Genomic DNA, 13,489 nt, shown 5'->3' with positions numbered 1-13,489 from the left:
TTTTCCGATATAAGTCAGAGTTTTTTGACAAATAGGATTCCGCAAAGCATTCAATTTTATGAGCCTGTCCATCAGTACAGAAAGGGTTTAATTTTGAGGTGCGGAAGTGTTTCAGCCCTATTTATGCGCCCGGCCGACGAAATAACCCTATAGCGCCCATCAATTAGCAAAACGTACCCCCCCCCTATAGATAGCCCAGCTACTGTAAAAATAATCTTCCGGGTAGGTCTATAACGTCAGGGGTGACTCACTGTCCTAACTGCATACTAGTCCCTTGTGATTCATCGGGCAGTAAACAACCTTTAGCCATCCACGGACATTCTATAGCCCAGAGATAACCAACCTCCAGGCCATCTAGATCATTATAATAAGCTAACCGCAATTGATTGGCATCCAAGTCGATCTTAGCAAAACCGGCTGACGATGTAGCGAATGTACTATCAGGCTCAGGCGTCTTAAGGGCATAAAGGCTCTGGCCTCCAGCACCGGAGATGACCCATGCAGGCTCCCCTGCACGCAACAGCAATTGCTGATTGTGATCATGGCCTGATAAAAGCATATCCACTTTGTTGCGCTATAAAACCGGTAACAGCCTGGCCACCAGGTCCGAGTCATCACCATGCTGAGGTTGATTGCGTTCAGGGTGATGGGACGCCACGATTCGCCATACAGGAGCCGCTCCGCCTGCCTGAAATGCCTGATCAATCAAGTCAATTTGCTGTTGCAAGCTTCACGTGGCGCCGATGTGTCAAGGAATACCATGCGCACCAATGGCCGCCCGTCTATATCACCGAAATCCTTAACGTAAAAGCTCGCAGGCATCTGCCAGCGGCCTGATCCCTTGTGCTGTTGCCCGTACTCGATCTCATACTTTTGCGACACGGGGTAATCATGGTTACTTAGCACAGCGTAGAACGGTTCATGACTGAGCCAGCGGCCCCAATAAACACGCTCGAACTTGATTTGTCAGCTGAGATCATGAGTACTGGTTAACGAGTTACCGTAAAAATTGTCGCCTAGAAGCACCACAATATTCAGCCGCCCCTCAGTGAACGCAACTTTCTCCATGGTTTGACCTACTTGCCACTGCAGCCACTTGCCGCTGCCTTGATCACCCACAGCTATCATTGACACCGACGCGGGATCTAAGCGGCTCAAGGGTACATAAGGTGCGGGTGTCGTAAATAGCCAGTAGCCGCCCGCTGTCAGCAGAAGAACGAAGGTCACGCCCGAGCAAAACGCAATCCTCCGGAGTATCGAACGTTTTTCAACTATCAAAGGGGAAATTGTGCATTTCAATTAATGCACTCACAGGGTATCGTCAGGAAGGTGGGAAGTTCAGTTCGAACTTACGCCCAACAAATCACACCTATTGTTCATTCTTCGTTAAAAACTGAAGTGTTTTTCATATCTTTTCTGCCCTATACAACTTCCAGGGTGGCACGAGGTTGTAGTGGTCTAATGAAACCGGACACCCTTTTAGGCGAGAATGCTCGCCAGATCGAGGTGTCAGATGACCAAACAACGCCGTACCTTTTCCGCTGAATTCAAACGCGAGGCTGCCGACCTCGTGCTCAAGCAAAACTACAGCTTCATCGAAGCCAGTCGTTCACTGAGTGTTGGTGAGTCGGCGCTGCGCCGCTGGGTCGACCAGCTTCAGCAAGAGCGCACCGGCGTCACGCCCCAGAGCAAGGCCCTGACACCAGAGCAGCAAAAAATCCAGGAGTTGGAAGCTCGGATTGCTCGCCTCGAGCGCGAGAAATCAATATTAAAAAAGGCTACCGCGCTCTTGATGTCGGAAGATCTCGAGCGTACGCGCTGATCAATCAGCTAAGCGTCCATGAGCCTGTTGACTGCTTGTGCGAGGCGTTTGAGGTCGCTCGTTCGGGGTACTACGCGCATCGTCTAAGGCGGCGAACACCAGATGTTGAGCGGCTCAGGCTGCGTAGCCGAGTGAGCGAGTTGTTCACCCAGGGCCGAAGTGCTCCCGGCAGTCGAAGCATCACGTTGATGATGCAAGAAGAAGGTGAGCAAATTGGACGGTTTAAGGTACGCAGGCTGATGCGTGAGCTGGAGTTGGTCAGCAAGCAGCCAGGATCACACGCCTATAAAAAGGCGACAGTCGAGCGGCCGGATATCCCAAATATATTGAACCGAGAATTTGATGTCGAAGCGCCCAACCAGGTCTGGTGCGGCGACATCACCTACATCTGGGCACAGGGGAAATGGCACTACCTTGCGGTTGTCATGGATCTTTACGCTCGCCGAGTGGTGGGCTGGGCGTTATCAGAAAAGCCGGATGCAGACTTGGTGATCAAGGCGTTGGATGTGGCTTACGAGCAGCGTGGCAAGCCGCAAGGCCTGCTATTTCACTCAGACCAGGGATCCCAATATGGCAGCCGCAACTTTCGCCAGCGGCTGTGGCGTTATCGCATGCGTCAGAGTATGAGCCGCCGAGGAAACTGCTGGGATAATGCGCCGATGGAGCGGGTTTTTCGCAGCTTGAAAACAGAGTGGATACCAACCACTGGCTACATGACCGGCCACCAGGCTCAGAGAGATATTAGCCAGTACCTGATGCATCACTACAACTGGATCCGACCTCATCAATTTAACGATGGATTGGCCCCAGCGAAAACGGAAGAAAAACTCAAAACCGTGTCCGGGATGAGTTGACCACTACAGGTCGACCATTGATAAGCAAGATATTCCGTGCCCATAGTGCGGTGCATTACTGCCGTGTCAGAGCCATCGCCAAGCCCACATAGTGAAATAGTTTCGGAACTCCCCCCTAAAGTTTCGGATTCATGCTGCGCGTAAAAACGTTTTTACACACTCTGGGCCAAAAACGGCACTAAACCTTTCCACTCCCCACACGCCGATCACACGGACAGACCGAGGCAAATGAGAAGCAGTCCGGCAGTAATGCGCAGGCTACGCTCAATGGTTGCGCCGGCTCTCCAGCGCGGTAAACAACAACATGCCGGCCAGCATGGCCAACATGAAAACGATCACTTGCCAGCGTCCTGTCAGCAGAACTGCCACTGCGGGGCCAGGACAGATGCCCGCTATTCCCCAGCCGATGCCGAACAACAGGCTCCCGCCGATCAAGCGCTTGTCCAACTCACGTTTGATCGGAAGCTGCATTGGCTTTCCCAGCAGCGAACTGGATTGTCGGTGTGCCCATGCTAGCGGGCCAATGGCCACGGCAATTGCCCCGACCATGACTAATCCCAAGGACGGGTCCCAAGCACCGGTTAGGTCCAGGAAAGCGAGTACTTTGCTTGGGTTGGCCATCCCTGCCAAAAGCAGCCCCAAGCCGAACAGCAGGCCAGTAATGAACGCAGTCAGTTTAGTCATATTCAACCCCCAAGCAGATGACGCAAGACAAACACCGTGACGAAACCACTGAACATGAAACACGCAGTAGCAACCATCGATCGCGGCGAAAGGCGCGATATGCCGCATACCCCATGGCCACTGGTGCAACCTGATCCGTAGCGTGTGCCGATGCCCACCAATACACCGGCGACGATCAGTCCGAACCAGCCACTTTGGAACTCAATCTTTGGTAGCGAGGAGAACGAGCCCCATAGAAGCGGTGAGATAAGCAGGCCTAGGAGAAAAAGCGCTTTCTCACTCCCCCCCTCACTCCCTCGCTGTAAAAGACTGCCAATCAGGCCACTGATACCTGCGATACGCCCATTAGCGACCACGAATAGACTGGCCGCGAGACCAATCAATGCGCCACCGGCAAGGGATGACCAGGGAGTGAAGTGAAGCCAGTCGACATTCATGAAACTTCTCCATAACAAAAGTGTTGATACAGGGTATGGGATTTGTGCTCTCACAAATCTTGTGGGATCGGAAGGTTGATCTCCCTGAAGGGAGTCATCGAAGAACGGCTGAAGCTTGTCGTAGTAAATTCAAAGAAAAAATCTCAAACATAGATGACTACTGCGCAACGCTCCGGGTCTATTTACTATCAGATAATGGTGAGTGCCACCTTAAACACACTTTCACTAAAGCTAAAGTCGACATCGTTGAGCTAATGGATGTCCCGTAGCCCGGCCCCACTCCAGCGCGACCCCAGTGGAGTACTGAGTACTTGTTGGATTGGTCGCTTTTGGCAGATTTATGCCTGTCACGGTCGGCAGATATTGGTAGAAAACAGAGAGTCAGGCAGGTCTGATATCGGCCGGTTGCATCCTTTCACGAAAGCTGCCTCAGGCTACTTGCTAGCTTTCGCCAGAATGCAATTACCCAGCTGACTGGATCGTTGTTTAAGGTTTTCTTTTGCAATGTGATTCGGGCGCACCGTATCCCCAAGTGATTATAGTTTCGTCCTGATGTTCCCAAAGAGTTTCATTGCGTCCAAGGTACTTTACGCCACTGCCACTTGGCTGCTGGTACATGAGCGATACGCTGTCTCCACGCTCGGCGATTAATGTCGGCGGATCGGTTTTAAAGAACATGGCAGCAATCTCGCTGGCAGGGTTGCCCTCGCATTCGTAATAGACAGGCCCGGTTTCCGGTACCAATCGGTACCGTGCTTGCAACTCGGCGATGCGGCGCTGGTACTCCATGCGCAAGCATGCACCGACGTCATCACTCTTCCAGCAGTCGTCGCGACCCTTTATCCATCCACGTTGTTCTGCTTTAAGCCGGGGTGGATGCTCGTTGCCGGCCTTGACTCTCGCGCTGGCATAAACTTCCGACAGATTGCGATCGAGCGCGGATAACTCCTTGTCCTCACATATCATCGCTTCGATAGCGCCAGGCTTCACCTTGGCGCAATCGTAAGAAGGGCCAGGCGTCTCATTGACTATCGGCGATTTTTCCGTACTGCCCCCGGTCACTTGCATCCCATTGATATGCTGATCAATGTATTGGCACCACTGATCGGAACTTCGTTCAGGGACATTTGCCCCATCGCGAACCCCTAATTTGAATTCGATCACTGATTTCCATTCATCGGAGCCTATATCCGGCCCATGCCCTTGCCCGTCAGTTGTATGGAATCTCTTATCGACTGATTGATACCATGGATAAGTGCATATCGATTGCGCCTGAGCAACTCCTGTGGCACCAACCAACAACAAAACCAAATATTTTCTCATGCGTGGTCCCTTTTGATTTAAGCAGTCGCCAACCTTATCGCACCGCCGTTTTTGGCCGGTCGCCGTCCCTGATGGATGTCCTATTTGGCCGATTTTGTTGAAAAAATCGTATTTCAAAATGGCCTGAACTCAGGCACACCCAGAGGAGGCTATGCGGAGGTTTATCAACTTTTCATGCCTTTGAGATTTTGCGTGGGCTGCGAGGCATTAATGTCATAGGTATGGATGTGGCAGAGGTTGCACCTGCCTATGACCAAGCAGAGATAAGCGCGCTGGCTATGGAAATGATCTGCCCTTATGCCGCTCAACATAAATTCTAATGGTGCTATGCGACCTTGCAGATCTAATAAATAGCCTTAGCGGAGCTTTGGCTTATTTTTACTAGAGACTCAGTTTGGCGACAGCATAACTCCTGTTGAGGATGATGCTGTCGCCAATGGCCAATTAATAAAAAGCCTGAATCGCAAACTATCCCTAGCAGAGGGTTTAGCGAATTCTAGCACCGTCCTCCTTCGACGAACGTTCAAAACGTAGCATAACGCCGTGCTGTTAGACGTCAATCCGATGCGATACTGATAGCCGTCAGGGCTCAATCCGCATTTACCTTGGCAGGCACAAAAACTGAACGCTGACTTCAAACCCCTCCTTCCGACCTGTTGCTGGCGAGGCCAGGGTTAAAGTCGCTTTGACCCCTATCGCAATCGTTTTCGCAATAGCCAAACCCAACCCTGAGCCACTGGCTGCGCTGTTTCCCCGCACAAATCGTTCGGTCAGGCGCTGCAATACTGCCTCAGGCACGGCCGGACCTCCGTTGATCACCTGCAGCAGCGCCTGGTCTGTGAGGCTGACTTCAACCGGCTGGTCCACGGTACCGTACTTCAACGCATTTTCGATCAGGTTGCGCAGTAGGATGCCAAACGCGTCAGGATCAATCGCTGAATAAACACTGCTCTGGGTCGGCAGTCGCAGTTGGATTCTTTGCCCACTGTTGCGATTCCACTCGTCGACCCCATGGGCCAATAACGGGATCAGGTCCTGGGGCGCCTCGGATAGCAGCCCACCACCCTCGGCCTTGGCTAGTTGCATAAGCTTTTCCGAGAGCCTCGCCAGGTCGCGTAATGAGTTTTCGATCTTCGCCGCCCGCACGCGTAACGGGCCTTCTGGCGCTTCCTGGTGCAAGCGCTGAATCTGCGCCAATGTCGCGGCCATCGGCGTGCGCAGTTCATGGGCGCTGTTTGCGGTAAAGCTACGTTCGGCCTCCAGCGTCTTGCGTAAGCGCTCAAGCAAGTGGTTGACCGCGTCGGCCAGTGGGTCGATTTCTGCCGGCAGTCGTGCCACGTTGATCGGTGACAAATCCCCTGCACCCCGAGCTTCCAGGGCGCGACGATAGGCCAATACGCTGCGTAAGCTAATGCGCACAAATAACCAGGTGCCCAACAGGCTGACAGGGATCAGCGCCAACAACGGCAGCAACAACGCAAACAAGGCTTCCCGCGCCGCTTCACGGCGATGAGCCAGCGGTTCGGCAATCTCAATGAACAGTGTTTTGCGCAGCGCGCTCGCGCCATATAGCCGATACTTGTCAGTGGTGGAAAACCCTTCCCCCGGCTGTTTATTGAAGATCTTCGGGTTGGCGTCATGGGATTGCATCAAAATCCGGCCCTGCGTATCGCGCACCAGGTACGTTAGGTATTCCTTGTGCATTTTCAAGGTGGCCACGTGTTGTGCTTCGCGGGGCGCTTCGCGGTTGCTAATCTCCAGTACGGCCAAGGGCAGGATGCGTTGCGCGGTCTCTTCCAGGGCGCTGTCGAACGCCTCATTCAACTCATGTTGTACCACCAGCCAAGCGCCGACGGTCGCCCCCAGCCAGAGCAATGTCATGCCCAGGGTTAACCCCAGGCCGAGGCGCTTTTGCAGGCTTATCGACGACTTCATACCGGTGTCAACCGATAACCCATGCCACGAACGGTTTCAACTAGGTCGCGTCCCAGTTTTTTGCGCAGACGACTGATATAGACCTCGATGGTGTTGCTCTCTATCTCCGCGCCAAAAGCGTACAGGCGCTCTTCGAGTTGGGACTTCGAAAGCAACGCATTGGGACGCTGTACGAATGCCTCGAACAGCGCCCACTCGCGTGCGGTCAAGTCCACGGTGGTACCGGCGCGCTGAACTGTGCGAGCGTTCATGTCGATCTGCAGTTCACCGAGTTTGATCTGCGGGTTGGGGTTGCCGCTGTAACGTCGGGCCACGGCTGCCACCCGGGCCGAGAGTTCAAACAGGTCGAACGGTTTAACCAAGTAATCGTCGGCTCCGGCATTGAGGCCGGCAATGCGATCGGATATTTGGTCCTGGGCGGTGAGGATAATCACCGGGGTCACGTTGCCCGCTGAGCGCTGCTCGCGCAAAAAGTCCAGCCCGCGACCGTCCGGCAACATCAGGTCCAGCAGGATCAAGTCATAAGGCGTGGTGCGCACGCTATTGCTCGCGTGGTTCAGGCGCTGCACCCAATCGACGGCATGACCATCGTCGGCGATTTGTTCGCGCACTGCCTCCCCCAGCCCGGGGGCATCCTCGACCAATAAAACCCGCATCTGCTACCTCATCCTGATAAGTGTCGTGCAGTACCTTAACCGCCAAACCTGAGGTGAATCTGAAGATTCAGCTGGTTGTCAGGAATGCACCTTAGGGTATGCCACAGATGCCCATCCGGCAGGAGACAGATCATGAAAACCGCTTTTATTGCACGTACTGCGCTGTTGAGCCTGTTGCTCAGCGCAAGCGTCCTCGCTGATGACGACTGCAGCGAGCCCGCCAGCGATTGGCAACCGCGGGAAACCTTGCGTCAACGCGTGGAGCAGCAATACGGCTGGAGCGTGCAGCGCATCAAGGTCGACGACGGTTGCTACAAGCTCAGGGGCACTGACCGCAGGGGCAACGCCATCGAGGCGCGTTATGCACCCGCCTCCCTGCGTCTGCGCACGTTGCACATCAATTTCGGCGACGACGGTGATGCCCGAGACTACCTCGTCAGCCCGAGTGCTGAATGAGCATTTCGATTTTTTCCAGGGCTTTCAGGCTGTTGTCAGCCAGCAAGTTCAGGCTCTCGCTACAACGCTCAACCAGGACGTCCTCATGAAAAAAATCATCGCTGCAACTTTCCTCGCCGGCGCCATTGCCTTGCCGGGGCTGGCCCAGGCCCGTGAAGTGACCCTGACGACCCAGCTCAAGGACTACAACGGTAACGATGCGTACCTGGCGATTTACGTCACCGATGCCAATGGCCAGTACCAGAAAACCCTGTGGGTCGCCGGCAAGAAGGCCAAGTACTACCGGCATTTGACTGACTGGGCCCGCGGCAGCGGCCAGAACCCCAGGGAGTTTGACGGGGTCAGCGGTGCCAGCGTGGGCAGCGGACGCACCCTCAAAGTCAGTGTTGAATTGGCAGACACCTTGATTGATGCCGGGTATCAGATCCGAATCGACAGCGCCGTGGAGAACCAGCGTGAAGGCCGAGCCGACATCAGCGTGCCCCTGACCACCCAAGGATCAGGCAAGCCGGCAACCGGCAGCACTTACGTCAACGCGTTTACTTACGACCTGTAGCAACCACCACTTCTGGAGGCTGAACATGCTTCGCCAGTGTCATTCGCTGCCCGGTCTGATCGCCGCCCTGTTGGTCATGATATTGGCCATCAGTGGCGCGGTATTGTCGGTTGATCCGGCTCTGGAACGCCTGCACAACACGTCCACCGTTGCCGGCCAGCTTAATGTCGGCCAGTTGGCGGAAGGCGTCGCCCGTCACTTTCAAGGCGTGGAGAAAATCCAGCGCACCGCCTCCGGCACAGTCATCGTTTACTACAACCGCGATGGCCAGTCCGGGGCGGAAACGGTTGACCCACTGACCGGCCAGGGTCTCGCGCCCTCCGCGCCGTCCGCCTTCACCCGCTGGGTGAAAGACTTGCACCGCTCGCTGTTCATGGGCACACAGGGCCATGGCGTGTCGGGCGTCGGTGCGTTGCTCATGTTGATCCTGTCAGTGTCCGGCGCGTTGCTGCTGGCCCGGCGCCTGGGTGGCTGGCGCAATTTGCTGCGGCCACTGCGCGGTACGTTCAGCCAGCGCTGGCATGCGGAAGTCGGGCGCCTGGCCTTGCTCGGGCTGCTGCTGTCGGCAGTTAGCGGGCTGTACATGGCCGCCACGACCTTCGGCTTGATCGCCGACGGCAGCCAGAGTGAACCGGCCTTCCCCACCCACATCAGCGCCGGCCCGGCGTTACCGGTGGCGAAACTGCAAGCCTTGCAGGCCATCGACCTGAATGACCTGCGTGAACTGGTCTACCCGAGCCCGGGCAATCCAAACGATGTGTTCTCTCTGCGCACGTCCCAGGGTGTTGGCTACGTGGACCCGGTCAGCGGCGCCCTGCTGTCCTATCAACCCCACGACTCAATGCGCACCGTCTACCAATGGATCTATCAGTTACACACCGCAGAAGGCCTCTGGTGGCTGGGCTTGCCACTCGGGCTCTGTGCCCTCTGTGTGCCATTGATGAGCGTGACCGGCATCCTGCTCTGGTGGCGCCGTCGCAAAGCCGGTCCGAACATTCGCCACAACAGCCCTGCTCACTCCGCCGACAGCGTGATTCTGGTAGGCACTGAAAACAACACCACATGGGGGTTTGCCAACACGTTGCATGCGGCCTTGCATCAGGCTGGGTACCAAGTGCATAGCGCGCCCATGAATGAATGGAAAGGCAAGTACCGCAACGCCCAGAGACTATTGATCCTCACCGCGACCCACGGTGATGGCGATGCACCGGCGTCGGCCGCGCAGTTTCTGGCACGGCTGAACCACGAGGGCGTCAAACCCGGCCAGCCCTTTGCAGTGCTGGGGCTTGGGGACCGCCAGTTTCCACAATTCTGTCAGTACGCCCATCAGGTGCAGGCAGCGCTGGAACTGGCCGGTGCCTCACCGTTGCTGGGGCTGGAAACCGTCAACCGCCAGTCTTCCCAGGAATTTGCGCGCTGGGGCCACGCCCTAGCCACAGCACTGGGGCATGACTTGGCCCTGGCCCATACACCGGAGCCACCGCGCACCTATCAACTGGAGCTGGCCGAGCGCATCGCTTATGGCGAAGAAGTGAATGCGCCAACCCACGTCCTGCGCTTCAAGGCGCACAGTGAACTACCGGGCTTCCAGGCAGGAGACCTGGTAGGGATTATCTCGGCGAATAGCCCAGTACCGCGTTTATACTCGTTGGCCAGCAGTTCCACGGACGGCGTGCTCGAGATTTGCGTACGCAAACACCAAGGAGGCCTCTGCTCGCAACTCCTGCATGGCCTGGACATCGGCGCTTCGGTCGAAGCCTTTATCCAGCCCAACCCACAGTTTCGTCCTGCGTCGGGCGCACACCCGGTGATCCTGATCGGTGCCGGTACCGGCATTGGCCCCTTGGCCGGCTTCATTCGCAACAACACTGCCCGCCACCCGATGCATTTGTATTGGGGCGGGCGCAACCCGGCCTCGGACTTTCTGTACGAGCCTGAACTTAACCGCTACCTGGCAGACCAGCGACTTACCGCCTTGCGCGCGGCTTTTTCCCAGGTACAGAACGGTAGCTACGTCCAGGACCGGCTGCTCTCTGATGCACTGTCCTTGCGCCGGCTGGTGGAAAAAGGCGCACAAGTACTGGTTTGCGGCAGTCGTGAAATGGCCAAAGGCGTGATGCAGGCCCTGGATGAAATATTGGCTCCGCTGAACCTGAGCGTGCTGACCCTCAAGGCACAAGGACGCTACCGTGAAGATGTCTACTGATGTGCAGCGCTACAGCCTGAACGGCGAGACCATGGGCACCCGCTACACCGCGGTGTTCTATGCGGCGGCCGGGATCGACACCGACGAGATCGGTCAGCGCCTAGCCCACGCTGTGAGCCGGGTGGACCGGCAAATGTCTACCTGGAAAGCCGGCTCTGACCTCAGCCGCCTCAACGCGGCCCCCGAGCATGAGTGGCTGCTAGTGCCCAAAGAGCTGACCACGGTGCTGGCGGCCGCGCTGCGGGTCAGCCAGCAATCCGGGGGCGCCTTCGACATCGCCGTCGCAGACATGGTGGAAGCCTGGGGCTTCGGTCCCGGCGAACAGACGATCACCGAGCAGGCGCTCATGATAGCGTCGCCACGCGCTCGGCTTTGCGCCAGCGCGGGACTGGAGGTAGACACGCAACGCAATCGGGTACGCAAGCGGGCGCCTCTGAAGCTGGATTTGAATGGCATTGCCAAAGGCTTTGGCGTCGATGAACTGGCCCTTTGCCTGGAAGCGTCAAGCATCACCCGCTACCTCGTCGGCATCGACGGCGAAATGCGCGCCCAAGGCATGAAGCCTGACGCCCAACCCTGGGTCGTGGCGATTGAAAAACCCTGCCGGGGCGTGCGAGAAGTCATGGGCGTGATGGAACTCAGCGACGCCGCCATCGCCACGTCCGGGGACTACCGACACTGGGTGGAGGTAGGTGGGCAAACCTACGCCCACACCATGAACCCGTTTACCGGCGCACCACTGTGCAACACACTTGCGGCGGTCACCGTCGTGGCTGCCTCATGCATGCTTGCCGATGCCTGGGCCTCGGCACTGCTGGTGCTGGGCGAAATCGAAGGCCCACGCCTGGCGCAAGCACGTGGCATGGACGCACTGTTCGTGGTGCGCGACGGTGAACAGCTAAAAGAAATATCGATTGTAGGCGGCAAACAGCAAGCGCAGGCTGAGGCCGCCGAATCCAACCTCGTCAATAACCTGAGTCCCGTTAACCCATGAAATTCATGCACAGGCACACCGAGCTCCACCGCAGTGACCGTATCGGCTGGCTGCGTGCCGCAGTCCTGGGGGCCAATGACGGGATCGTCTCCACCGCCAGCCTGTTGATTGGCGTCGCCGCCGCCAACGCCACCCACTCCACGCTGATCGTGACCGGTATGGCCGGGCTGGTGGCGGGCGCCATGTCCATGGCGGCGGGTGAATACGTTTCCGTGCACTCCCAGGCCGATACCGAACAGGCTGACTTGTCGCGGGAACGGGCCGAACTGGCCAGCAACCCGAAATCCGAACACAGCGAGCTTGCCCACATCTACATGCACCGAGGGGTATCATCCGACTTGGCGCACCAGGTGGCCGATCAATTAATGGCGCACGATGCACTGGGCGCACACGCCCGAGACGAGCTAGGCATCAGCGAAGCACTCACGGCCAAACCACTGCAAGCCGCACTCGCCTCAGCCGCCAGTTTCGTGCTTGGCGCCGCGTTGCCCCTGGCGGTCATTTTCATCGCCCCGTCCCACAGTGTAGTGCCGTGGATATCTGGCATGTCGCTGATATTTCTTGCCGGCCTTGGCGCCATTGCAGCCAAGGCCGGGGGTGCAAAAATAGGGATCGGCGCTTGGCGGGTAACCCTCTGGGGGGCGTTGGCCATGGGCATTACGGCAGCCGTGGGGGTGCTGTTCGGGGCGGTGGTTTAGTACGCAGCCGCGGTCCAACAACACAAAAGGCGCCCGATCCTCGATGGGGCGCCCTGTTTGCGTTAGAAACTAGACCTCGCCGACGAAATTGCTCGCCTTCAGGGCGATATGCCCGACTAGATCGATAGCACCGTAGGGCTCTGCCCTACCACCCGGTCTGCCTTGCGACGCGGCAGGAGCACGGGACGACGGAGCTGTCCCACGCGCCTTTGCAGAGGCTAAATAAAACGAGGAAAGGTAAAGGGGACACTTCACCCGGGACTCCGCTCGCCGCGACGATGAAGCTATCACGACGAACCGAGGTCTCGACCCTTGACCTAAAGTTCCATCGTGGAACTTTAGATGATAGGGGCGCAAGCGAAGTCTGATAGTCGATACGCTGGGCCTGCTTCTGGCGGTGAGTATCAGCGCAGCAAGTGTGCAGGATCGCGACGCAGCGGATGACGCAGTGACTTACTCGAAGGAAAAATACCCCTCATTGAATACGCTCTTCGTCGATAGTGCATACGCGGGAAAATGGGCTCAGCGCATGCATCAAACGCACGCGGTCGACGTTCAAGTGATCCGGGGGCCAAACAATAGAAGAACGGGGCAATGGTGCTCAGAGCAAGGCGATCTGTTCACGGTAACCCCTGCCCCTACCGGCTTCGTGGTGATGCCCAAGCGCTGGGTGGTGGAGCGAACTCATGCCTGGAACGAGAGGGCTCGGCGATTGATCATGCACCACGACCGGTTGTTTGCTGTGAGTGAGGCATGGGTGTGGCTGGCTGAGGCACGCATACTCGCACGCCGACTGACGGCTTGATTTTGTCTACACCCTCCTAGGCTCGGTGCGAAAAGCCTTGATACTCGGTGATATTGCGCTGAA

At 56.9% G+C, this 13,489-nt stretch carries 12 protein-coding genes and 2 pseudogenes; 8 read left to right on the top strand and 6 right to left on the bottom strand.

Translation table 11 applies throughout. The features are described 5' to 3' along the window. Positions 1-247: 247 nt before the first annotated feature. Positions 248-565 (bottom strand): hypothetical protein, encoded by a 318-nt coding sequence (locus tag V6P94_RS15595; protein ID WP_338647568.1) that lies wholly within the window; start codon positions 563-565, stop codon positions 248-250. Positions 566-1,513: 948 nt separating this feature from the next. Here V6P94_RS15595 and V6P94_RS15590 point away from each other — a divergent pair. Then, positions 1,514-2,676 (top strand): IS3 family transposase gene (locus V6P94_RS15590; protein WP_095019831.1). Its coding sequence is split into 2 segments (ribosomal slippage): positions 1,514-1,769 and positions 1,769-2,676, totalling 1,164 coding nucleotides; the frame shifts between segments, so codons are not numbered across the junction. A 264-nt stretch (positions 2,677-2,940) separates the two neighbouring features. Here V6P94_RS15590 and V6P94_RS15585 read toward each other — a convergent pair. From V6P94_RS15585 to V6P94_RS15575, 3 genes are all read right to left on the bottom strand, one after another. Beyond that, on the bottom strand, positions 2,941-3,360 hold the full coding sequence (locus tag V6P94_RS15585; protein WP_338647564.1) for a DUF6691 family protein: 420 nt from the start codon (positions 3,358-3,360) through the stop codon (positions 2,941-2,943). A gap of 2 nt (positions 3,361-3,362) precedes the next feature. Continuing rightward, positions 3,363-3,797, bottom strand: a complete 435-nt coding sequence (locus V6P94_RS15580; RefSeq protein WP_338647562.1) for a YeeE/YedE family protein — start codon at positions 3,795-3,797, stop codon at positions 3,363-3,365. Between the two features lie 486 nt (positions 3,798-4,283). Further along, a complete protein-coding gene (locus tag V6P94_RS15575; protein ID WP_338647560.1) occupies positions 4,284-5,120 on the bottom strand; it encodes an MliC family protein in 837 nt (278 codons plus the stop codon). 149 nt (positions 5,121-5,269) lie between these two features. Here V6P94_RS15575 and V6P94_RS15570 point away from each other — a divergent pair. After that, positions 5,270-5,440 (top strand): annotated as a pseudogene (locus tag V6P94_RS15570) (arginase family protein); the annotation flags it as partial. A gap of 280 nt (positions 5,441-5,720) precedes the next feature. On the opposite strand, the gene V6P94_RS15565 reads toward V6P94_RS15570, so the two are convergent. Further along, positions 5,721-7,055: an ATP-binding protein gene (locus tag V6P94_RS15565; protein ID WP_338647558.1), complete on the bottom strand. Its 1,335-nt coding sequence runs from the start codon at positions 7,053-7,055 to the stop codon at positions 5,721-5,723. Then, positions 7,052-7,711, bottom strand: a complete 660-nt coding sequence (locus V6P94_RS15560; RefSeq protein ID WP_048361845.1) for a response regulator transcription factor — start codon at positions 7,709-7,711, stop codon at positions 7,052-7,054. The genes V6P94_RS15565 and V6P94_RS15560 overlap by 4 nt, the downstream gene beginning before the upstream one ends. Before the next feature lie 132 nt (positions 7,712-7,843). On the opposite strand from V6P94_RS15560, the gene V6P94_RS15555 reads away from it, so the two are divergent. The 6 genes and pseudogenes from V6P94_RS15555 to V6P94_RS15530 all read left to right on the top strand — a co-directional run. Beyond that, positions 7,844-8,167 (top strand): PepSY domain-containing protein, encoded by a 324-nt coding sequence (locus V6P94_RS15555; RefSeq protein ID WP_338647555.1) that lies wholly within the window; start codon positions 7,844-7,846, stop codon positions 8,165-8,167. 85 nt (positions 8,168-8,252) lie between these two features. Beyond that, positions 8,253-8,723, top strand: a complete 471-nt coding sequence (locus V6P94_RS15550; RefSeq protein ID WP_048361847.1) for a DUF2271 domain-containing protein — start codon at positions 8,253-8,255, stop codon at positions 8,721-8,723. Between the two features lie 25 nt (positions 8,724-8,748). Further along, positions 8,749-10,929, top strand: coding sequence for a PepSY domain-containing protein (locus V6P94_RS15545; protein ID WP_338647551.1), 2,181 nt, complete (start codon positions 8,749-8,751; stop codon positions 10,927-10,929). After that, the gene (locus V6P94_RS15540; RefSeq protein WP_048361849.1) at positions 10,919-11,923 is read left to right on the top strand and encodes an FAD:protein FMN transferase; all 1,005 of its coding nucleotides are present in this window, start codon (positions 10,919-10,921) and stop codon (positions 11,921-11,923) included. Before V6P94_RS15545 ends, V6P94_RS15540 begins: the two co-directional genes overlap by 11 nt. Beyond that, positions 11,920-12,621 carry a VIT family protein gene (locus V6P94_RS15535; RefSeq protein ID WP_048361850.1) on the top strand — a complete coding sequence of 234 codons (702 nt, stop codon included), beginning with the start codon at positions 11,920-11,922 and terminating at the stop codon, positions 12,619-12,621. The genes V6P94_RS15540 and V6P94_RS15535 overlap by 4 nt, the downstream gene beginning before the upstream one ends. A 349-nt stretch (positions 12,622-12,970) precedes the next feature. After that, positions 12,971-13,426 (top strand): annotated as a pseudogene (locus V6P94_RS15530) (transposase); the annotation flags it as partial. Positions 13,427-13,489 lie beyond the last annotated feature (63 nt).

It is taken from the genome of Pseudomonas sp. ML2-2023-3 (assembly GCF_037055275.1).
Taxonomy (GTDB): domain Bacteria; phylum Pseudomonadota; class Gammaproteobacteria; order Pseudomonadales; family Pseudomonadaceae; genus Aquipseudomonas.
The sequence above is the reverse complement of the archived record's forward strand: the minus strand, read 5'-3'. Positions and strand labels throughout refer to the sequence as shown.

Coding starts and splice junctions, on each gene's coding strand:
- V6P94_RS15545 (WP_338647551.1), top strand. CDS start 8,749: ATGCTTCGCCAGTGTCATTCGCTGCCCGGTCTGATCGCCGCCCTGTTG.
- V6P94_RS15575 (WP_338647560.1), bottom strand. CDS start 5,120: ATGAGAAAATATTTGGTTTTGTTGTTGGTTGGTGCCACAGGAGTTGCT.
- V6P94_RS15555 (WP_338647555.1), top strand. CDS start 7,844: ATGAAAACCGCTTTTATTGCACGTACTGCGCTGTTGAGCCTGTTGCTC.
- V6P94_RS15540 (WP_048361849.1), top strand. CDS start 10,919: ATGTCTACTGATGTGCAGCGCTACAGCCTGAACGGCGAGACCATGGGC.
- V6P94_RS15585 (WP_338647564.1), bottom strand. CDS start 3,360: ATGACTAAACTGACTGCGTTCATTACTGGCCTGCTGTTCGGCTTGGGG.
- V6P94_RS15565 (WP_338647558.1), bottom strand. CDS start 7,055: ATGAAGTCGTCGATAAGCCTGCAAAAGCGCCTCGGCCTGGGGTTAACC.
- V6P94_RS15580 (WP_338647562.1), bottom strand. CDS start 3,797: ATGAATGTCGACTGGCTTCACTTCACTCCCTGGTCATCCCTTGCCGGT.
- V6P94_RS15550 (WP_048361847.1), top strand. CDS start 8,253: ATGAAAAAAATCATCGCTGCAACTTTCCTCGCCGGCGCCATTGCCTTG.
- V6P94_RS15560 (WP_048361845.1), bottom strand. CDS start 7,711: ATGCGGGTTTTATTGGTCGAGGATGCCCCCGGGCTGGGGGAGGCAGTG.
- V6P94_RS15535 (WP_048361850.1), top strand. CDS start 11,920: ATGAAATTCATGCACAGGCACACCGAGCTCCACCGCAGTGACCGTATC.